Source organism: Hymenobacter miniatus (assembly GCF_016427455.1).
Taxonomy (GTDB): domain Bacteria; phylum Bacteroidota; class Bacteroidia; order Cytophagales; family Hymenobacteraceae; genus Hymenobacter; species Hymenobacter armeniacus.
Window position 1 is genome coordinate 74,277 of record NZ_JAELXR010000006.1, and the last position, 20,977, is coordinate 95,253.

General features: G+C 62.0%; 19 protein-coding genes. 6 read left to right on the top strand and 13 right to left on the bottom strand.

Annotated features, from left to right (window positions below; all coding sequences use genetic code 11):
- The first annotated feature begins 14 nt into the window (after positions 1-14).
- From JAO73_RS11085 to JAO73_RS11105, 5 genes are all read left to right on the top strand, one after another.
- A complete protein-coding gene (locus JAO73_RS11085; protein ID WP_198977111.1) occupies positions 15-644 on the top strand; it encodes a TetR/AcrR family transcriptional regulator in 630 nt (209 codons plus the stop codon).
- Between the two features lie 95 nt (positions 645-739).
- Positions 740-2,044, top strand: coding sequence for an ABC1 kinase family protein (locus JAO73_RS11090; RefSeq protein WP_198977112.1), 1,305 nt, complete (start codon positions 740-742; stop codon positions 2,042-2,044).
- A 71-nt stretch (positions 2,045-2,115) separates the two neighbouring features.
- Positions 2,116-2,661 (top strand): HEAT-like fold family protein, encoded by a 546-nt coding sequence (locus JAO73_RS11095; RefSeq protein ID WP_198977113.1) that lies wholly within the window; start codon positions 2,116-2,118, stop codon positions 2,659-2,661.
- Between the two features lie 41 nt (positions 2,662-2,702).
- Positions 2,703-3,581: a dienelactone hydrolase family protein gene (locus JAO73_RS11100; protein WP_198977114.1), complete on the top strand. Its 879-nt coding sequence runs from the start codon at positions 2,703-2,705 to the stop codon at positions 3,579-3,581.
- Positions 3,582-3,708: 127 nt separating this feature from the next.
- A complete protein-coding gene (locus JAO73_RS11105) occupies positions 3,709-4,179 on the top strand; it encodes an Mpo1 family 2-hydroxy fatty acid dioxygenase (protein WP_198977115.1) in 471 nt (156 codons plus the stop codon).
- A gap of 16 nt (positions 4,180-4,195) precedes the next feature.
- On the opposite strand, the gene JAO73_RS11110 is transcribed toward JAO73_RS11105, so the two are convergent.
- The 13 genes from JAO73_RS11110 to JAO73_RS11170 all read right to left on the bottom strand — a co-directional run bounded on the left by JAO73_RS11110 (position 4,196) and on the right by JAO73_RS11170 (position 17,294).
- Positions 4,196-4,612, bottom strand: coding sequence for a hypothetical protein (locus JAO73_RS11110; RefSeq protein WP_198977116.1), 417 nt, complete (start codon positions 4,610-4,612; stop codon positions 4,196-4,198).
- An 86-nt stretch (positions 4,613-4,698) separates the two neighbouring features.
- The gene (locus JAO73_RS11115) at positions 4,699-6,000 is read right to left on the bottom strand and encodes a helix-turn-helix domain-containing protein (RefSeq protein ID WP_198977117.1); all 1,302 of its coding nucleotides are present in this window, start codon (positions 5,998-6,000) and stop codon (positions 4,699-4,701) included.
- 111 nt (positions 6,001-6,111) lie between these two features.
- Entirely contained in the window at positions 6,112-6,828 is a 717-nt protein-coding gene (locus JAO73_RS11120; protein ID WP_198977118.1) for a phenylalanine-4-hydroxylase, read from the bottom strand.
- 252 nt (positions 6,829-7,080) lie between these two features.
- Entirely contained in the window at positions 7,081-8,085 is a 1,005-nt protein-coding gene (gene aroF / locus JAO73_RS11125) for a 3-deoxy-7-phosphoheptulonate synthase (protein ID WP_198977119.1), read from the bottom strand.
- 148 nt (positions 8,086-8,233) lie between these two features.
- Positions 8,234-9,013 (bottom strand): tryptophan synthase subunit alpha, encoded by a 780-nt coding sequence (gene trpA / locus JAO73_RS11130; RefSeq protein ID WP_198977120.1) that lies wholly within the window; start codon positions 9,011-9,013, stop codon positions 8,234-8,236.
- Positions 9,014-9,080: 67 nt separating this feature from the next.
- A complete protein-coding gene (gene trpB / locus JAO73_RS11135) occupies positions 9,081-10,277 on the bottom strand; it encodes a tryptophan synthase subunit beta (protein WP_198977121.1) in 1,197 nt (398 codons plus the stop codon).
- 62 nt (positions 10,278-10,339) lie between these two features.
- Positions 10,340-11,080: a phosphoribosylanthranilate isomerase gene (locus tag JAO73_RS11140; protein WP_198977122.1), complete on the bottom strand. Its 741-nt coding sequence runs from the start codon at positions 11,078-11,080 to the stop codon at positions 10,340-10,342.
- Complete coding sequence (trpC, locus tag JAO73_RS11145) at positions 11,077-11,913, bottom strand: indole-3-glycerol phosphate synthase TrpC (protein WP_198977123.1); 837 nt, start codon at positions 11,911-11,913, stop codon at positions 11,077-11,079. The genes JAO73_RS11140 and trpC overlap by 4 nt, the downstream gene beginning before the upstream one ends.
- A gap of 70 nt (positions 11,914-11,983) precedes the next feature.
- A complete protein-coding gene (gene trpD, locus JAO73_RS11150) occupies positions 11,984-12,979 on the bottom strand; it encodes an anthranilate phosphoribosyltransferase (RefSeq protein ID WP_198977124.1) in 996 nt (331 codons plus the stop codon).
- A 62-nt stretch (positions 12,980-13,041) separates the two neighbouring features.
- Entirely contained in the window at positions 13,042-13,611 is a 570-nt protein-coding gene (locus tag JAO73_RS11155) for an anthranilate synthase component II (protein WP_198977125.1), read from the bottom strand.
- Between the two features lie 15 nt (positions 13,612-13,626).
- Positions 13,627-15,054, bottom strand: a complete 1,428-nt coding sequence (locus tag JAO73_RS11160) for an anthranilate synthase component I family protein (RefSeq protein ID WP_198977126.1) — start codon at positions 15,052-15,054, stop codon at positions 13,627-13,629.
- 320 nt (positions 15,055-15,374) lie between these two features.
- A complete protein-coding gene (locus tag JAO73_RS11165; RefSeq protein ID WP_198977127.1) occupies positions 15,375-16,589 on the bottom strand; it encodes an alpha/beta hydrolase in 1,215 nt (404 codons plus the stop codon).
- A gap of 9 nt (positions 16,590-16,598) precedes the next feature.
- Positions 16,599-17,294 carry a hypothetical protein gene (locus tag JAO73_RS11170; protein ID WP_198977128.1) on the bottom strand — a complete coding sequence of 232 codons (696 nt, stop codon included), beginning with the start codon at positions 17,292-17,294 and terminating at the stop codon, positions 16,599-16,601.
- Positions 17,295-17,920: 626 nt separating this feature from the next.
- On the opposite strand from JAO73_RS11170, the gene JAO73_RS11175 reads away from it, so the two are divergent.
- The gene (locus JAO73_RS11175) at positions 17,921-20,974 is read left to right on the top strand and encodes a SusC/RagA family TonB-linked outer membrane protein (protein ID WP_198977129.1); all 3,054 of its coding nucleotides are present in this window, start codon (positions 17,921-17,923) and stop codon (positions 20,972-20,974) included.
- The last annotated feature ends 3 nt before the right edge of the window (positions 20,975-20,977 follow it).

The window sequence follows — 20,977 nt, forward strand, 5'->3', positions numbered from 1 at the left end:
CCGGTTGTACTGCCATGGAAAAGGACCGCATCAAACAAGTCTATCTCGACTTTGTACTCAACGAAGGCCACCCGCCGCAATCGGTGTTCAAGCTCACCCAGCAGCTGGGCGTGGCCGAAGCCGAGTTCTACCAGCATTACCCCAACTTCGAAGCCATTGACCGCGAAATCTGGGCTGATTTTGGGCGGCAGGCGCTCGAAACAGCCGCGGCCGAGCCGGTGTGGGAGGGCTACGGCAGCCGCGAGAAGCTGCTGGCGTTTTACTACACGCTGCTCGAAATCCTCAAAAATAACCGTTCCTACGCCCTGATGAGCCTGCGCCGCTCTCTGCACCGCATCCCGGCGCTGTCGCCGCGCGTGCTCGATGACTTCCGGCAGGACTTTGAATACTTCGTGAGCGACCTGCTCAGCGCCGGGCGCGTGAGCGGCGAAATTGCGAACCGCACGCTGGTGCAGGACGGCTACCCGCGCTTCTTTTGGCAGCAGGCGCTTTTTGTGCTGGGCTACTTCGCCAAAGACGACACGGTGAACTTCGAGCGCACCGACGCGGCCGTGGAAAAAGCCGTGACGCTCAGCTTCGACCTCGTGGGCCGCAACACGTTGGATTCGGCCGTGGATTTCGTGCGGTTTCTGGTGCGGCGGTAAATAGCAGTGAACAGTTATCAGTGAGCAGTGAACAATACTGTTCGGCAAATTCCTGAAAACTGTTCACTGCTCACTGATAACTGTTCACTGATTTAATGGACGAACCCCAAACCTCCCTGCCGACCACCAAAGTGGCCCGCGCCGCCCGCTTCGCCAAAACCGGCTTCAACGTCGGCACCAACTACATTAAGCACTACGCCAAAAAGGCCGTGGGTGCGGAGTCGACCACCGAAGACCTGCACGCCGCCAACGCCGCCGAGCTCTACGGCACGCTGAGCGAGATGAAAGGCTCGGTGCTGAAAGTGGCCCAAATGCTGGCCATGGAGAAAAACATGCTGCCCACGGCTTACGCCGAGCAGTTTGCCCAGGCCCAATACTCGACGCCGCCCCTCTCGGGCCCGTTGGTGGTGAAGGCGTTTCGGGATGCCTTCGGCAAGTCGCCGTTTCAGCTCTTCGACGAGTTCGAGCCCGAGGCCCGGCAGGCGGCTAGCATCGGGCAGGTGCATTTGGCTCGCAAAGACGGCAAAGCCCTGGCAGTGAAGGTACAGTACCCCGGCGTGGCCGACAGCATCAAGTCGGACATCCGCCTGGTAAAGCCCATTGCCCTGCGCATCATGGGGCTGAACGAAGCGCAGGTGCGGCCTTATCTGGAGGAAGTCGAGACCCGGCTGCTGGAGGAAACCGACTACAAGCTGGAACTGCGGCGCGGCCAGGAAATCGCAGCCGAGTGCCAGAGGCTGCAGCATTTGGAGTTTCCGGCCTACTACCCCGAGTTTTCTACGGCGCGCATTCTCACCATGGACTGGCTGCCCGGCCAGCACCTGAAAGAATTTCTGGCCACCAACCCCAGCCAGGAAGTGCGCAACCAAATCGGCCAGGCGCTGTGGGATTTCTACGAGTTCCAGTTCAACACCCTGCATCGCCTGCATGCCGACCCGCACCCCGGCAACTTCCTAATGCGCGCCGACCACGGCGGCACCCTCGGCGTGCTCGATTTCGGCTGCGTGAAGGACGTGCCGCAGGACGTGTACCTGCTGTTCACCGCCCTGCTGGCCCCCGAAACCATTGCCGACGAAGCCCGCCTGGCCGAGCTGCTCACCCAGGCCGGCGTGCTGCGCCCCACCGATGCGCCGGCCATGCGCGCCCTTTACTTGCGCACCCTGCAGGTATCACTGGAGCTGGTGGGCCGCCCGTTCCGCCAGCCCACTTTCGATTTCGGCGACCCCGCCTACATGGCCGCCCTCTACACCCTCGGCGACGACCTGATGGCCGACCCCGAGCTGCGCAAGCAGCGCGAGCCCCGCGGCTCCGAGCACTTCATCTACCTGAACCGCACCTACGTGGGCCTGTTCGCGCTGCTCACGGAGCTGGGCGCGGCAGTCGAAACGGGCATGATGTAGCACGTACGTCGGCTTTTGCCCGTCCGAACGCCCCTCCGGGCACAAACCGACGCAGGTGCTACATTTCGGCAATGAACCTCCGAACCGAGCTGCTGCGGGAACACTCGGCGCGCCAAACCCAGCGGCTTGCCGACTACGCCAGCGCCCACCCTACCGCCTTGGCCGAGTTGCTGCAGCTGTTCTGGTACGGCGCGGAGCGGGAGCGCCAGTTGGCCGCCGACGTGCTGGGCTGGGTGGGCGAGCGTCGGCCGAAGTGGCTGGTGCCGCATTTGCCCGGCCTGCTGGCCGCTGCCCAACCCAGCCCCGACCAACATCCGGCCGTGCGGCGGGCGGTGGTGCGGGTGCTGCAGGTTGTGCCCGTGCCCGAGGAATGGCAAGCCCTGGCTTTCGACACGTGCCTGAAGTTGTTGCGGGCACCGCGCGAACCGGTGGCCATTCGGGTCTACGCCCTCACGGCGGCTGCCCGGCTGGCCGGCCCCTACCCCGAGCTGGCTGCCGAAGTGGTATTGGCCATCGAAAACGCCTTGAGCACCAGCACGTCGGCGGCGCTGCGCAGCCGGGCGGCACGGGAGCTGCCAAAACTTCGCCACCTTGCGCGGGAAGTTTTGCCGGATTAGCTGTTGCGCTTGCTCATTTGCATTCATTCTTACCCAACCCGATGTTCTCTAAAAAGCTATTCACGCTGGGCGCGGCCCTGCTCAGCCTCACGTTCTCGACTTCGGCCCAACAGGTGGCCAGCTGCTGCGCCCGCCCGGCCGCCAACCTCTCGGCTTCGGCCACCGAGGCTTTTGCCATGCTGGCCAGCAACAAAGATTTTTCGGGTGGCCACGACGCGCCGCTGCCCTTCGTGTACGAGGGCACGGGCAAGGAAATCACCTTCAAAACGCCCGATGGCAGCACCGGCAAGGGCTTCGAAATCAAGAGCGCCAAGGCTAGCAACAAGTACCTGTTCGTGGTTCACGAATGGTGGGGCCTGAACGACTACATCAAGAAGGAAGCCGCCACCTTCGCCGCCGAGATGCCCGACGTCAACGTCATCGCCGTCGACCTCTACGATGGCAAAATTGCCACCACCCACGAAGACGCCGGCAAATACATGGGCGAGGTGAAAACCGAGCGCGCCGTGGCCATCCTCAAAGGGGCGCAGGCCTACGCCGGTCCCAAGGCGCAATTTGCCAGCATCGGCTGGTGCTTCGGCGGCGGCTGGAGCCTGCAGGAAGCCCTGCTCGGCGGCAAGCAAACCGTGGGCTGCGTGATGTATTACGGCATGCCCGAGAAGGACGTGGCCAAGCTCAAAACCCTGAATTCCGACGTGTTGGGCATCTTCGCCAGCCAAGACAAGTGGATTAACCCCGAGGTGGTGGCCCAGTTCAAAAAGGACATGACGTCCGCCGGCAAAAGCGTCACCATCGAGAGCTACGACGCCGACCACGCCTTCGCCAACCCCTCGAACCCCAAGTACAAGAAAGACGACGCCGCCAAAGCCCACGCTCACGCGCTGGCCTACCTGCGCGGCCGCTTCAAGTCGAAAGCCTAAGGGTTTAGCCCAGCCGTAGAAACGCGACACTTCGCGCCTCTACCCCGTGCTACAAGCGCCTTCCCACATGGGAAGGCGCTTTTTTTGCTACTTTGGTACACACTCCGCTACGCAAATTCCCACCACTATGGCCCCGCTTGCTTCCCTCCTCTCCGAATACGGCGAAAGCCACCAGAACCCCACCAACAAGCTGGTGCACTGGGTGTGCGTGCCGCTGATTATGTTCTCGCTCCTCGGCCTGCTGTGGTCGGTGCCGGTGCCGGCCGCCGTGCAGCACATCAGCCCCTGGCTGAACTGGGGCACGCTGGTGATGGCGCTGGCCCTCGTGTATTACGTGCGGCTGAGCGGGCGCCTAGCCCTGGGCATGGTGCTGGTATGGGTGGCCATGGCGCTGGCCCTGCGCGTGGTGGCAGGCGCGGCGGTGCTGCCGCTGTGGGGCATCTGCCTCATCATCTTTGCATTGGCGTGGGTGGGCCAGTTCTGGGGCCATAAGGTGGAGGGCAAAAAACCCAGCTTTCTCAAGGACCTGCAGTTTCTGCTGATTGGGCCGCTGTGGCTGCTGCACTTCGTGTACCGCCGGCTCGGCTGGGAGTACTAACGGCGCGTTGCCGGGGCTATTTCACCGCCGCGCCCGTGGCGGAAACCGGTTCGTAGGTCATGGCCAGCTGCTTGGTATCGCCCGTGACAGTGAGGTCGAGCACGGCTTGTTTGGAAGTGGGGTTGAGCAGCACGGCCGTGGAGCCCTCGGCAAACCGGAGCACGCCGCGCTGCCCCGGAACCAGCGTGGTTTTGCCAAAAATGCCGCCGCCCCGCGGCCGCTCCCGAATCTCAACGGGCACCGGCCCCACGTTGTGCGCCGATACCCGGAAGGCTCCGGGCTGCCCACCGCCCAAAATGAATTGCTTGCCCGCCTCAATGAGCAGGTGCGAGTGAATGGTGCCCGCGAGGCCCAGTAGCGGCAGCAGCCCAATGGCAACGAAACCCACCAGCCCGGCTCGTTGGCCTGCCAGCGGTCTAAATAGCTTTTTCATGAGAAGTGCGGTTAGTGAATTGATGCCCAAAGGTCTTTCTTCACCAAGCGGCCCGCGCTTCAACTTATGGCTTGGGCCCTACCGGCTTACGATTTGGGACGCGCAACTTCTCCCGGCGTGCGCCCCGTCAGCTTCTTGAACACCCGATTGAACGTGGATTTCGAGTTGAAGCCTGACTCTAACGCAATGCCAACCAACGAGTAATGCGCCAGACGGGGGTCTTGCAGCTTGCGCTCGGCCTCGGCCACCCGGTAGGTGTTCACAAAGTCGTTGAAATTTTGCCCGCAGCCCGTGTTGATGACGTGCGAGAGCAGCGAAGTGTTGGTACGCAGGCGGTGGGCCAGTTCGGCCAGGGTTAGCTCGGGTTCCAGCCAGGGCTGGTCGTTGGCCATCAAAGCCAGCAGCTTCTCCCGCCACGGCTGGAGCTCGGGCGCCAACGCATCGGCCGGCGCGCCGGCTACCGGCGCCTCAACGGGCAAAGGCGCCGCGGCCATGGCGGGCGAAGAGCCGGATGTAGGCACAGCTTCCAGCAGCACATCTTTCGTGGCAACTTCTGAGGCCGGTGGCCTTGGCGGTACCGCTTCTGCTGCCTCCGGCTGGAAGCGTAGCGGCGTCACGGCCGCGAAGTTGGCTTGCAGGCCTACTATGCTTAAGTAGTATATCAGGGCGCCATTGGCGAAGTATGCGTACCAATAACCGCCGTAGCCCAGCGGTCCAAACGCCCGGTTTACCACTTCGAAGCTCAGCCACAGCACCAAGCCTAGCAAGGCCGCTACGAGCAAATCGCGGAGCCCCCGGAACCGCAGCCGCTCCGTATCGGAAAAATTGTCGTCGAGGTAGCGGCGGTAGCGGCGAAAGAGCCGGAGGGTGGCCAATCCGTAGCCCAACATCAGCGCGTAGCCGAGCCAGCCGGCGGGCGCCCCCAGCACGTCGAGCCAATGGGCGGCTTCGCCCTTGGTGCCAAAGTGAAAGGGCAAGGCCCGTCCGTGCAGCGCCCGCAGCCACACCAAATCGTAGAGGGCTGCCGCCGCATAAAGCCCCGCGAAGATTAGCCCGGGCAACAGGTGCAACCAATGCCTCCGCAAGGAAAACTCCTGATTGGTAAGGCTGCGGAAATACAAGTAGAACGCCGGCCCCCAGGCCAGCCACGGTTGCCAGGGCACGTAGAACATGGCCGTCGAATGGCCGTCGTGGCTGTCATACCAGCCGGCGAAGCCCAGCATCCATTGCGCTACGGGCAGCACGTTCAGCAACAGCAGCAGCGATAGGAGTACGTCGGGAAGCGCGCCGAAGCGCACCGCTTTTATGAGCAAATGCCCCGCCAGTGCCAGCCCGGGCACCACAAACGGCAACAGCAACGCACTATGCGCACCAAATTCGAATAGCATAAGCGCGAAGCTACTGCATGGGGCGAAGCTCCTGCTTAGTTTTCAAGAATATGCTTAGCAAACTCCCGTTCGGTGGTGCGCTATCGAACGGGAGTTTGCTAAGCATTTCAGTTAGCGCAGCGCCAGAATACCCGTCAGTTCCTCCACGCATTCCGTGAGCCGCTCCCAAGCAGGCAACATGAAGTACTGATGTTGGTAGCGCGCCCCGGTTACGGGTGTGTTCAACACAGTAGCGAGGTCGAAAGCCGGGCGTGGCGTGAGTTCGTTCACGCAGTGGTGGATTTCGCCGGCCGACGAGAGCAGACCCGCGCCGTAGAGCATAGGCCGGCCATCGTGTTGCACCATGCCAAACTCGGCCGTGAAGAAGTAGAGCGCCCACAGCTGCTCGCGGGCGGGCGAGCCCGCGGGCAGCGCTACATAAGCCTGCCCCAGTTCGTGCAGGAAGTTGGCCAGGCCCTCATCGAGCAACATGGGCACGTGCCCGAACAGGTCGTGGAACAGGTCAGGTTCGGGGCTGAAATCGAAGGCGTGCATCGCCCGGATGCGCGTCACAATCGGGAACTTCCGCTCGGCCAGCAGGGCGAAAAACGCGGCCGGCTCGAAGGGGCGGCCCACCGGGGCCAGTTGCCAGCCTGTTTCTGCCTGCACCACGGCGCTCAATTCCCGGATGTCGGGGATGGCTTCGCGCCGCAAGCCCAGCCGGGCCAGGCCCTCCCAAAACTTCGGCACGGCGCGCCGGTGCAGCAGCGCCGTCTGGCGGTCGAACAGGATTTTCCATACCAGCTGGTCCTGGCTGGGAGCGGTGACGGAAGTGCGGTTGATAATCATAGCTGGTTGGCAAAAAAAAAGCCCGATATCCTGGCGGATTCGGGCTTTCAGTGGTTTCTAGTTAAGGTCGGGCTTCATGCCTGATATTTCCTTACCGCCAACAGCAGCCCGCTCCCGCCCTGTTTGGGGCAAGTCAGTAGCATGTTGATATTGACGAATGGGTGGCGCATGAGTGAGACGAATTTAAGAACCGATTTTGAATATGCAAGCATTCGCTTTGTTAAAAAAACATTAATCGGCCTTGTTCTAGCCTTATTCCAGCTGGCCGCGCATCTCGAACACCCGCCGCAGGTTGCGGATGAGCTTGGCCGACTCATCAAAATTCAGGGTTTGTTGCCCGTCCGAAGCAGCCGTTTCGGGCGTTTCGTGCGTTTCGTACACAATGCCGTCGGCCCCGGCCAGTACACCGGCCATGGCCATCTGCGGCACGTAGTCGCGAATGCCAATGCCGTGCGATGGGTCCACGATGACGGGCAGGTGGCTTTTCTCTTTCAGAATAGGTACCGCATTCAAATCCAAGGTATTGCGACTGGCCGTTTCGAAGGTTCGAATGCCGCGCTCGCAGAGCATCAGCTTCTCGTTGCCCCCCGAAAACACATACTCGGCCGACGACAGCAGTTCCTCAATGGTACCCGATATGCCGCGCTTGAGCAGCACGGGCTTATCTACGCCGCCCAGGGCGTCGAGCAAGTTGAAGTTTTGGGTGTTGCGGGCGCCTACCTGGAAGACGTCCACGTAGTCGTGCATTTCTTCCACTTGCGACACCTGCATCACTTCGGTCACGATTTTGATGCCGCGCGCCCGGGCCATGCGGTGAAAATCCTTTAGGCCATCCATGCCCAGCCCGCGAAAAGCGTAGGGCGACGAGCGGGGTTTGAACACGCCGCCGCGCATTAGGCGCACGCCGTTGTCCAGGAGGTGGGCCATTACCTTTTCCATCTGGGCTTCGCTCTCGATGCTGCACGGGCCGGCGCAAATGGCCAGGCCGCCTTCCCCGATGCTCACGCCGTCGCCCAGGTCGAGCACCGTGGGCTTTACGCGCCACTTGCGGCTCACGAGCTTATAGTCGTCGGACACGTGGTGCACGTCGCGCACCCCGGGCAATTGGCCAATGGTACGCAGGTCCACGTCTTTTTTGCCAATGGCCACCAAATAGTGCGCGTGCTGGGTGGTGACTTCGGTGGTTTTGTAGCCATGCTGCTTCAGGTGCTCGGTGATGACCGGCACGGAGGCGCTTTTTTCGAGTTGGATTATCATGTGGAGATGCTCACGCTTGAATCTCGCGGCAGACTCCTTCCTCTGTATTCGAAGAAAGCTGCTTAGAGAAACGCCTAGCGTTTAAACAGGAAATGGGGTTTAGAAAACAGGCAGTTTTTCCCTTACAGAGAGAGGAATCGGAGCACGACTACTGCGCCTTAATTCCGCGCACGAACCGGGCCGCTTCGGCCGGCGCATCGGGCACTCCGTCAAGGGCGCGAATGAGGGCCGAGCCGATGATGGCGCCTTCGGCGTGATTGCAGGCGCGGTCGAAGCCGGATTTATCGGCAATGCCAAAGCCGATGAGGCGGGGGGTATTCAGGCCCATGCCGGCAATGCGTTCGAAGTACGATTTTTGCATTTCCTCATCGGGCAGCGTGGTGCCGCCGGTGGTGCCCGGCCCCGAAACCAGGTAAAGAAAGGCTTCCGACAAGGCGTCGAGGCGACGAATCCGCTCTTCCGACGTTTGCGGGGTAATAAGGAAAACCGCTTTCAGGCCGTAGTGCTGAAACAGCGGGTGGTACAGTTCCTCATACTCGTCGAGAGGCAGGTCGGGCAGAATCAGGCCGTCGACGCCCACGGCAGCCGCTTGCTGCAGGAATCGTTCCACGCCGAATTGCATCACCGGGTTGAGGTAGCCCATGAGCAGCACGGGCGTGTCGGGCACGGCGCTGCGCAGCTCCCGCAGTTGCTCAAACAGCACCGGCAGGTTCATGCCGTTGGCTAGCGCGGCCGAACTGCTGCGCTGAATGACCGGGCCGTCGGCCAGCGGGTCGGAAAACGGCATTCCGATTTCGAGGATGTCGGCCCCGGCCTCGGCCAGGGACTTGGCCAGCGGCAGGGTGTCGTGCAGGCGGGGGTAGCCGGCGGTGAAGTACACGTTGAGCAGCTTATGGTTGCGCGCAAAGGCGTTGGCTATTCGGTTCATTATGTTCGGCAGGAAGTTGTAGCAGCGGGTCGCGGACAATGGTCATCCGCAGCCGTCGCGGGGCTTCTTAAATGAGCTTGTCCATGTTTTTCAGGTAGGTTTCCAGGTCCTTGTCGCCGCGGCCGGAAAGGTTCACCACCACCACGTCGTCGGGGCCGGCACCGAGTTGGCCCAGAGCCGCCAGGGCGTGGGCCGTTTCCAAGGCCGGGATGATGCCTTCGAGGCGGCTCAGTTCGCTCACGGCCGCTAGGGCGTCATCGTCGGTAATGGCGATGAATTCGGCCCGGCCCGAGGCGCCCAGGTGGGCGTGCAGCGGCCCGATGCCCGGGTAGTCCAGGCCCGCGCTCAGCGAGTAGGGTTCCGTTATCTGGCCGTGCTCGTCCTGCATCAGCAGGGTTTTGCTGCCGTGGATGATGCCCGGCGTGCCCAGCACCGACGTGGCCGCCGAGTGCCCCGAGTGAATGCCGTGCCCGGCTGCTTCTACCGCAATGAGGCGCACGGCGGGTTCGTCCAAGAAATGGTAGAAGGCCCCGGCGGCATTAGAGCCGCCGCCCACGCAGGCCACCACGTAGTTGGGCAGTTCGGAACCGGTTTTTTCCAGCAGCTGCGCCCGCATCTCCTCGCTGATGACCGCCTGCAGGCGCGCCACCAAATCCGGGTACGGGTGCGGCCCCACCACCGAACCGATGATGTAGTGCGTGTCGACGGGATTGGCAATCCAGTCGCGAATGGCCTCGTTGGTGGCGTCTTTCAGGGTTTGGCTGCCGCTTTCGGCGCGGCGCACCTCGGCCCCGAGCAGGCGCATGCGGGCCACGTTGGGCGCCTGGCGCTCAATGTCGACGGCCCCCATGTACACCACGCAGGGCAAGCCCATCAGGGCGCACACCGTGGCCGTGGCCACGCCGTGCTGCCCGGCCCCGGTTTCGGCAATGATGCGCTTCTTGCCCAGCCGCTTGGCCAGCAGAATCTGGCCCACCGTGTTGTTGATTTTGTGGGCGCCGGTATGGCACAGGTCTTCCCGCTTCAGAAACACGCGGGTGCCGTACCGCTCCGACAGGCGGCGGGCCGCAAACAGCGGCGTGGGCCGGCCCACGTAGTCGCGCAGCAACTGCTGCAGCTCGGTCTGAAAGTCCGGTTCGGCCAGAATGTCGAGGTAGCGGGTGCGCAGCTCTTCCACGTTCGGGTAGAGCATTTCGGGAATGAAAGCACCGCCAAATTCGCCGTAGTAGCCCCGGGCCGTGGGTTGCTGATAGGAAGGAGTCATGGGAATGTATGTTTGATTGCCAGCGATGCCGGGGCGGCGCTCGCACAGGCATGCTGATTGAGTTACTGTTGCGCCTCGCGCTGGGTGGGCAGCGGGCGCAGGGCGGCCAGCATCTGCCCTACCCGACCGGCGTCTTTCACGCCGGGGGCGGTTTCGAAGCCGCTGTTTAAGTCGACGCCCACCAAGCCCGGCAGTTGCAGCGCAGCCAGTTCGGCCGCGTGTTCCAGCCCAAGACCGCCGGCCAGGAAATAGGGCACCGGCAGGTTGTAGGACGCCAGTAGCTGCCAGTCGAACACCATCCCGTTGCCGCCCGGCGCGCCCCCTTTGGTGTCGAATAGAAAGAAGTCGCAAAACGGCACGTAGGGCAGCAGCGTGGGCAAATCGACGGCATTGCCCACCGAAATCGCTTTTATCACCAGCAGGCCGGCTGCGCCCAGCTCCTCGCATTGCGCAGGTGGTTCCTGCCCGTGCAGTTGCACGGCCCCCAAGGCATACGTTGCGGCCGCTTCCAGCATGGTTTCGGTGGTCGAATTGACAAAAACGCCCACCTTCCAGATTTCCTTGGGCAGCCCCTCAAGCAGCTCGGGGACCAAGGCCGTGCCCACGAAGCGCGGCGAGGCCGGCGCAAAAATGAACCCCAAAAAGTCGGGCTTCAGCGCCGCCACCTGGGCCAATGCCTCAGGGTCGCGCATGCCACACACCTTCACCAGCAACCGCGGCGGTTGGACCGGCACGGGCGCACCCGCCGCGGGCAGGCCAGCGGCGAGGGCTACGTCGGGAGGCAAATAACGGGGCGTTTTCATGCCAGGTTTTGGGCGAAAGCGGCGGTTTTAGGCAGGACGGCTAGCTCTTGCACCAGGGCGGCGCAGGCGCGCTCGGGCCGGGCGTGGCGCATGAACGCTTCGCCGAGCAGAAAGCCGCGGTAACCGGCCCCGCGCAGCTGGGCGATGGCCGCCGCGTTGGAAATGCCGCTTTCCGACACTTTCACAAACGAGTCCGGAATGGCAGAGGCCAGCTCCAGGGAGGTATCGAGGCTAAGGCTGAAGTCGTGCAGGTTGCGATTGTTCACCCCGATGAGGTCTACGGCATCGGCGTTGGCCGAGCGGGCCAGTTCGCCGGCGTCGTGCACTTCGAGGAGTACCTCCAGGCCCAAAGAACGGGCCAGCGTGCCCAAGGTCGCGATTTCGGCCGGGGTGAGTACGGCCGCAATCAGCAGCACGGCATCGGCCCCAATGCTTTTGGCTTCCAGCACCTGGTATTCATCCACCACAAAATCCTTGCGCAAAATGGGGCAGAAATTGAAGCGGCGGGCCACTGCCAGGTCCTCGTTTTTACCGCCGAAAAACGCGGCATCGGTGAGCACGGAGAGGGCCGCCGCACCGGCCTGCATGTAGCCCAGCGTGGTGCGCTCCACGGGCGCATACTGGTTTATCCAGCCTTTGGAGGGCGACTTGCGCTTGAATTCCGCAATGAGGCCGCTGCCATTTTCGCGCAATAGGTAGTGACGGAGCGACAACGGTTTAGAGGCAAAATACAAGCTGGTTTCCAGCAGCTTGACGGGTACCAGCTCGCGCCGGGTGGCCACTTCTTTCCGCTTGTGCGCAACGATGGTTTGAAGGATGGTGGGCTGTGACATAGTTAGCAAACAGAAGTAGGAAGCAATTGCTTCGCGAGAGGAAGAACTAGGGGTGCTTGATGTGCCGTGCTTAGTGGGTAGCGAGCATGGTGTCGAAAGCGCGTTTGGCTGCGCCCGAGTCCAGCGACTCGCGGCTTTGACCCAGGGCCTCGTCCCAGCTCAGGCCGGGGTGGGCGCATTGCAAGGCCAGGGCAGCGTTGGCCGTCACCACGTTGCGTTGAGCGGGCGTGCTCTTGCCTTGCAGCACTTCCGCAAACAGTTCGGCGGCGGCGGCCACGGTGCTGCCGCCAGCCAGGTCGTCGGCCAGGCAAGTAGCCAAGCCCAGCCCTTCGGCGCTCAGCACTCGCTCGCCCCCAAACGACGACACCACCTTGGCCGGGCCGGTGAGGGCCAGTTCGTCGTAGCCGTCGAGGGCGTGCACCACGGCGTAGCGCGTGCCGGTGGGCTGCATCAGGTAGTGGTACACGCGCTGCAGCTCCAGGCTGAACACGCCCAGCAGTTGGGCCGCCGGCCGGGCTGGGTTCACCAGCGGGCCCAGAATGTTGAAGAAGGTGCGCAGGCCCAACTCGCGCCGGACGGGCCCGGCGTGCCGCATGGCCGGATGAAAAGCCGGTGCGTGCAGAAAGCAGATGCCGGCCCGGTCGAGCTGCCGCCGCAACTGGTCGGAACTGGCTTCAAAATCATAGCCAAAATGCGCCAGCACGTTGGACGCCCCCGACACCGACGACACGCCAAAATTGCCGTGCTTGGCTACCTTAACCCCCGCCCCGGCCACCACAAAACACGCCAGGGTGGAGATGTTGAGCGTGTTTTTGCCGTCGCCGCCCGTGCCCACAATGTCGAGCACGTCGGTGGTGCCCAGCTCGGGGTCGCGGCTCAAATCCAGCAGCGCCTGCCGGAAACCAGCCAGTTCGGCCACGGTGATGGGGCGCATGCGGTACACCGCCAGAAAAGCCGCCGTTTCGGCAGCATTGGCCCCGCCCTCGCCCAGTTGGCGCATGGCAGCGCGCGCCTCGGCATGGGTCAGGGGCTGGTGGTCGAAAAGCTTGGTGAGAATCTGTTTCATGTTAAGTCTTTCCCGAACGCCATGCTGAGCGCAGCCGAAGCATGACGTTCTTTTTTACGTTTCTATTTCAACCAATTTTCCAGCATCTGGGCGCCGTGTTCCGTGAGGATGCTTTCGGGGTGGAACTGCACGCCGCGCACGTCGTACTCGCGGTGACGGAAAGCCAGCACCTCGCCGTTGGCGTCGCGGGCCGTTACTTCCAGCGTCGCGGGAACTGACTCGGGCCGCACCGCCCAGGAGTGGTAGCGCCCCACCTGGAACCGCTCGGGCAGCCCGGCAAACAGGCGCTCGTCGGCTACCGTGACCTCGGCTTCGTGAGCCACGCCGTGCAGCACGGCCGGAATGTTGTAGAGCTCTGCCCCAAAGCTTTCGGCCAGGCCTTGGTGCCCGAGGCACACGCCCAGTATGCGCTTGGTGGGCGCATATTTTTCGATAATGGCCGGCATCAACCCCGCTTCGGTGGGAATACCGGGCCCGGGCGAAAGCAGAATGGCGTCGTAGGCCGCTACCTCGTCCAGCGTCAGCTGGTCGTTGCGCGTCACGGCCATATTTGGGCCGTGGCCGAGGTCGCGCAACAGGTGCACCAAATTGTAAGTGAACGAGTCGTAGTTATCGAGAACCAGGATTTTCATGGCGAAAGACAGAAATTATGTGACGTTTTCAGCCGCCCGCAGCGCGGCGCGCAGCGCCCCCAGCTTGTGGTGCACCTCCTCTAGCTCCGACTGCACGCTGGACGCGGCCACTACGCCCGCGCCGGCCTGGAAATAGAGTTGGTTGCCGGTGCTCAGGAACGAGCGAATCATGATGGCGTGGTTGAAATTGCCGTCGAAACCCAGGTGGCCAATGCAGCCCCCGTAGTAGCCGCGGGCGGTGGGCTCCAGCCCATCAATCAGCTGCAGGGCACGGTGCTTGGGCGCGCCCGATAGCGTGCCGGCCGGGAAGGTATCGGCCACCACCTGCAGGGTGTCAGTGCCCTCGTCGAGTTGGGCCGTCACGTGGCTCACCAGGTGAATGACGTGCGAGTAAAACTGGATTTCGCGCAGCGTGCGCACTTGCACCTGGCTGCCGTGACGGGCCAGGTCGTTGCGGGCCAGGTCCACCAGCATCACGTGCTCAGCGTTTTCCTTGGGGTCGGCGGCAAGGCGCTGGGCGGCGGCGGCATCGGCAGCGTCGTCGCCGGTGCGGCGGTAAGTGCCCGCAATGGGGTACAAGCTGGCTTCGCGGCCTTGCACCAGCACCTGCGCCTCGGGCGAAGAGCCAAAAATTTTGTAGTCGCCGTAGTCGAAGTAAAACAGATAAGGCGAGGGATTGATGGACCGCAGTGCCCGGTACACGTTAAACTCATCGCCCGAAAAACCCTGCTGAAACCGACGCGACAACACAATCTGAAACACGTCGCCGCGCCGGCAGTGCGCTTGGCCCTGGGCGAGGCGCGCCAGAAATTCATCGTCGGTCTGGTTGCTGACTTCCTCTCCTACCGTGGCAAAATCGAAGGCTGGCACGCTGGGGTTGCGCACCAGGTTTTCGAGCCGGTCGAGGCCGTCATTCGTGGCACGTTCCTCCCCGGCTATGCCGTGCTCAAACAGGAACAGCTCCTGCCGGAAGTGGTTGAAGGCAATGACGTAGCGGTACACGCCGTAGCGAATCAGGGGGACGTCGCCAGCCGGCACTTTGGCTGCGTCAAAGGTTACGTCCTCAAAGCTTTGCACGGCCTCGTAGCCCATGTACCCAAACAGGCCGTTGCTGATGAATGGCATCTTGGTGGCCGCCTCGTCGGGCTCAAAAGCGGCGGCAAATTCCCGCAGGCGAACCAGCGCCTGACGTGGTTCCTGCAGTAGCTCCCGGCGGTCGGCTTCGCCGGGCAGACGCTGCCGCAGCTCGCTGCCCCGACGCAACTCGAAAGTGCCCAGCGGCTCGCACACCAGGTAGCTGAACGCGTTTTGCTGGCCGTGGTAGTCGGCGCTTTCCAGCAGCAGGCAGTTGGCATACTGGTCGCGAAGGCGCAGGTACAACCCTACGGGGGTCACGGTATCGGCCAGCAGACGGCGGTGGCGGGTGATAAGTTGGAGCGGCACTTTAAAAAAGTAGGAATACGGTTGAAAACAAAAAAGCCCGGCGGACGGCCGGGCTTTTGTCGTTGTTAGCGAAAGAATCTGTTGACTTCGCTAGGCACGCAGGCAGGCCGGACCGAGGTTTCGGAACTGCCACCACCAAGCCTGGGAAGTACGATGTGAAATCATGAGAGAAACCATGCGCTTTGAAAGCACGCCGCAAAGATATGGCAATTTTCTTGAAATTGCAGCAACGCCTTTTGCCATCTATTACAATAAAATCACCAACAAGGTTGTGCATCCACCGAATTCACAAACCAGCCTTATGCTGGTTTGCCTCTACTTTATTTGGTCTTTGCCTTGCTGCCAACCGACAAGGGCTTGACGCTGAACAGGAAACGGTACGCCGTTGGAAATTCCCGCCGCCAGAACCATTCGCGGTGCTGGCCATCGGCCGGGGCCCAGAAAGCCACGTGGTTGGCCGGCACGCCTTTGGCACGCATCAGGTCCCGCCACTGGGCCATCAAGGGCAACATGGTTTCGGACTCGGTAGTACCGCATACGAAATAAAACCGGGCCGTGGGTGCTGGTGGGTGCGTTTTGGCAAATTCCCGCAGCGAATCATTGCAGACCCAAAACGCCGGCGAAAAAGCCCCAACCAGCCCAAAGACGTTTGGGTACTTCAAGGCCGCGTATACCGAAATGAGCCCGCCCAGGCTGGAGCCGGCGATGCCGGTATGGGCTGCGTCGGGCCGGGTGCGGTAGTGCGCGTCGATATAGGGCTTAAGCGTACGTGCCAGAAAGTCGACGTAGGCGCCGCCCTCTCCGCCCCGGTGGGGCTGGCCCTTAAGCTCAGCACTAGGCCAGGGAATGTACTCGTCGGAGCGAAACTGGTCGCCGTTGTCCACGGCCACCACAATGCTGCCGGTGGCGTCCTGCCCGGATTTGCGCAGGCGGTCAAGGGTTTCGTCCACGCCCCATTCGCCGCCGAAGCTGGTGGCGTCGTCAAACACGTTCTGGCCGTCGTGCAGGTAGAGCACCGGGAAGCAGCGGGACGGGCGGGCAGCATAGTCGGCGGGCAGGTACAGCCACACGCGCCGTTGCCGGCCCAGTTGCGGCATATTGAACGCCGCCGACAACACCCGCACCTGCGGCGTAGCGGTGTGCTTTTTGGCAACCCCGCTCTGGTCGCTCCACGCCAGCACTTGCACGGTTATCTCGCGGCCAGTCGTCAGGTTGGCCGTGCGATTGGCAACTTGGTCGCCCTTTCCGTCTACCTCCACCGTGGGCCAACTGCCGCGCGTGAACTTGTATTCAATGTTGCCCAGGCTGGCAGGCAAGCGGAGCTGATAGCTGCCGTCGGCCTGTCGGCGCAGGGCGTGGGCGCGGCTGTGCGGGTTCCAGCTATTGAAGGAACCCGCCACGAAAAGAGTATCGGTGGCCGGCGTGGTGGCGGGCACCTGGGTTAGTTGGAGCAAGACCTGAGCATTGGCCGTACCCCACGGCAGGGCCAGGACGCCGAACAGCAGCGCCGCACATTTGGGCAGTAGTTGCTTCATTGAATGGGTTTAGCGGATGGTTTCGCCGGAGCCGGCGCCACGCTCGGCCGCTTCCATCTTGCGCAGCGTGTACACGGCGCGCACCGAGTCGACCCCGGGCAGGCCGTTGGCCTGAAAGTCCAGAAACGACCCTTTCTTCTGCGGCCCCTTCACGAAATGCCGGTATTCTTCGGCCGATTCGAGCACCACGTATAAGTAGCCCGACGAGGGGACTTTCAGGCGGGAATAGAAGTTGCGGCCGTCGCCCACGGGCCGGCGCGTGTCCTCGGCCACGGCGCTGGTGCCCAGCAGGCGGTACTTGGTCACGTCGCTGCCCGGCAGGGCCAGGTTGCCGAGGCCGTCGACGAAAACTTCCCGGCGCATCATGAGGTGCTCCAGGTCGAGGGTTTTGAGCAAGCCCAGGTTTTCCTCCGACATGATGAGCTGTTGCACCGATTTGCCAGGGGCGGGCTCTTCGTAATACACCAGCACCGGCTTTTTGAGTTTCACTTTGTTCACCACTATGGGCTGGGCTGTGGGCTCGTCACCATTGCTCTGCGACTGAATGGGCGAATACACCGGCGGGGGCTTGGGGGCCGCTTTGCCGGCCGGCTGCTTGGTTTTGCCTTTGGGTGCCGGCTTGCGCGAGCCGGGGCGGCTTTGCGCACTGGCGCTGAGCCCGGAAGTCACCAAAAGCAAGGCAATGAGCAGGAGGTGCTTTTTCATTTTCTAAGGAAAAGCCAAAAGTAACGACGACGGCGTGCTGGAGCAAGGCCACTGGCAGCCCAAGACCGCGCCCGAGGCGCAAGATAAGCACCGCCAAAATTCAATTTGCCTGACTGGCGTGCCCCCGGCCCCAAGTTAGCAAGCTCGCGGCATTTTCTGGCCTCGGAGCCGTAAGGCCCGACTTGGCCCCGCTTCTCATAAGCTGCCCCTGCCGAGCGCGGCAACCCAAGAAACGCATCCGGCTGCCACGACAAAGCCGGCCTCAAACTATCCACAATTATTCTCCAAAAAAATAGGTACTTGAAGCCCATTGTGCAAACGTTTGCGTACCTTAGTTTCGCCTTTCCGATGGCTGGCTTTGTTCCCCGCATGTATCTTTTACATCATTTTATTGATTATCTGACCATTGCTTCCAATTTACTGGCCTGAGGCCGCCACCAGCCCGGACTGCCCCAGGGACATCTGATAGCGTCAACAATATTGTTCGAATGCTGTCTTACACCTCAGCTGACGCCTTTTTTTAGGCAAATTGTTGGCCGGCTCGCACCCAATCGTTTTTGCTGTTTCCCAATACTTTTTACACACTCCATTACCCGCTCACATTTTCCCACCAAATTCCCGTTTTCATGAAACACCCTTATCTAGCGAAACTACTGTTTCTGCTACTGTTCGCCGCCTACGGCTTCCCCTCAACGGCCCAGGCACAAACCGGTACCATCAGCGGCCGCGTTACTGATGGCAAGAACGAAGGCATTCCGGGCGCTACGGTCCTCATCGAGGGCACGTCGCTGGGCAGCTCTTCGAACGTGGACGGTACTTTCTCGGTGCAGAACGTGCCGGCTGGTCCCCAAACCGTGGTGATTTCGTTTGTGGGCTACAACTCGGTGCGCCGCCCCGTGACGGTGGTGGCGGGCCAGAACGCTGAAGTAAGCGCTTCGCTGGCCGAAAACACCACCCAGCTGTCCGAGGCAGTGGTGGTGGGTTACGGCACGCAGCGCCGCCAAGACATCACCGGGGCCGTTTCAACGGTAGACTCGCGCCAGTTTGTGCAAGGCCAGATTACCAACCCCGAGCAATTGATTCAGGGCAAGGTGGCCGGCGTAGCCATTACTTCGAGCGGTGGCGCGCCCGGCGCGGGCAATACCATCCGTATTCGCGGCAACTCGTCGCTCAACGCGAACAGCGACCCGTTGTATGTAATTGACGGCGTGCCCGTGGACAAAGGCAGCATCAGCGGCACTTCCAACCCGCTCTCGCTGATTAACCCCAGCGACATCGAAAGCTTCTCGGTGCTGAAGGACGCTTCGGCTACGGCCATTTACGGCAACCGGGCGGCTGGCGGCGTTATCCTCATCACCACCAAGCGGGGCCTGCAAGGCGACAAGCTGCGCGTGGAGCTGAACTCGCAAATCGGCGTGTCGACGGTTGCCAAGCGCTACGAAACCCTGTCGACCGACGAATTCCGCCGCTTGATTCAGGCCAACGGCTCGGCATCGCAGATTGCCACGTTGGGTTCGGCTAACACCGATTGGCAGAAAGAGATTTTCCGCACCGCCGCCACCTACGACAACACCGTGAGCCTGATTGGCAACGTGGCCAAGGTCCCGTTCCGCGTGTCGTACGGCAACCTCTACCAAGAGGGCATTGTCATCACCAACAGCCTGAAGCGCAACTCGGGCTCGGTGAGCCTGACCCCCACCCTGCTTGACAACCACCTGCGCATTGACGTGAACGCCAAAGGCTCCATCGTCGACAACCGCTTTGTGGACTATGGCACCGTGGCCGGCGCCGCACTCTACGACCCCACCCAGCCGGTTACTTCGACCGAGGCTCGCTTTGCGCGCTACGGCGGCTACAACCAGTTCACCAACTCGGTGGGCCAGCCGTTGGGCAACGCCCCCGGCAACCCGGTGGCCGCCCTCCAAAACTCCAACAACACCAGCACGGCCAAGCGCTTCATCGGCAATGTGCAGCTGGATTATAAGGTGCACGGCATTGATGGCCTGCGCGCCAACCTCAACTTGGCCATGGATGCTTCGCGCGGCCGCGGCAGCAACGTTATCCAGCCCACCGACTTCGGCAACTACAACACCGACGCCGCCGCGGCTACCAACGCTGGCCTGAACGGGCGCTACACGCAGTACTCGCAGGACAAGGACATGAAACTGCTTGAAGCGTACCTGGCCTATGGCAAGCAACTGGGCGGCACCAAGGTTGACGTGCAGGTGGGCCATGCCTACCAGTCGTTTGTGGACCAAGGCCCCAACTTCTTGGATTACCGCTTTGACCGCAAAACCAAAGTAAACCGCACCGACACCCTGCTGCTGCCGGCTTACTACAACAAGTATGTGTTGCTCTCCTACTTCGGCCGTGCCACGGTGAACGTGCAAGACAAATACCTGTTGACGGCCACTCTGCGCAACGACAACACGTCGCGCTTCCGCGAGGGCTACCGCAGCGGCTGGTTCCCGGCCCTGGGCCTGGCCTGGCGCGTGAAAAACGAAGCTTTCCTGAAGGATAACACGGTGATTTCGGAGCTGAAGCTGCGCGCTGGCTACGGCCGCACCGGGCAGCAGGACGTGGGCGGCGCCTACGACACGCAACCCCGTTACCTAGTAACCGGCTCCACGACTTCCTATCCGTTGGGCGGCACCGGCGGCACCATTGTGCCGACCTACAGCGTGCAGGGTTACAACGCAACCTTGACCTTCGAAAAGACGAACACCCTGAACGCCGGCCTCGACCTGGGCTTTTTCGACAACCGCTTCACGGCCACCGTGGACGTGTATGAGCGCAAAGCCACCGACCTGCTGGCGCTGGTGAACTTCTCGGCCGGCTCGAACTTCACCAACCAGTTGAACAAAAACATTGGTTCGATGACCAACCGCGGCGTGGAAGTGGGCTTGAACTACGACGTGCTGCGAGGCGAAAACCTGAACTGGAGCGTGAACCTGAACGGGGCTTACAATGTTAACAAAATCACCGCCTTGGACCAGCAGCCCGAGGGCATTTCGCCCTACAAAGTGGGTGGTATTGGCGGTGGCACCGGCAACACGATTCAAATCAACGCTGTGGGACAGCCTTTCAACACCTTCTTCGTAGCGCAGCAGGTGTACGGCCCGGATGGCCGCCCCGTGGAAGGTCTGTACGTGGACCGCAACGGCGACGGCGTCATCAACGACCTCGATTACGTTTACTACAAGCGCCCCTATCCGCTCGTGACGCTGGGCTTCAGCTCCAACGTAAATTACAAGAAGCTGTCGCTGGCCTTCACGCTGCGCAGCAACCTCGGCAACTACGTGTACAACGCCAACGCTGCCAACTTCGGCACCTACGCCAACGCGCAGGGCTCGACCAACTTTGTGAACAACCTGAGCCCCGACGTGCTAAACACGGGCTTCACCCGTCAGCAGGTGTTCTCGGACTACTACGTGCAAAACGCCTCGTTCCTGCGCTGCGACAACATCTCGCTGGGCTACAACGTGGGCAAAGTGTTCGGCGCCTCCACGCTGCGCATCGCCGGCAACGTACAGAATGCCTTCGTGGTGACCAAGTACAAAGGCCTCGACCCGGAAGTGCTGAGTGCGGCTTCGCCCACTTCGGGCGCCACGTTCGGCATCGACTCTAACTTTTACCCGCGTGCCCGTACCTACACTCTGGGCCTTGCTCTCGGCTTTTAATTC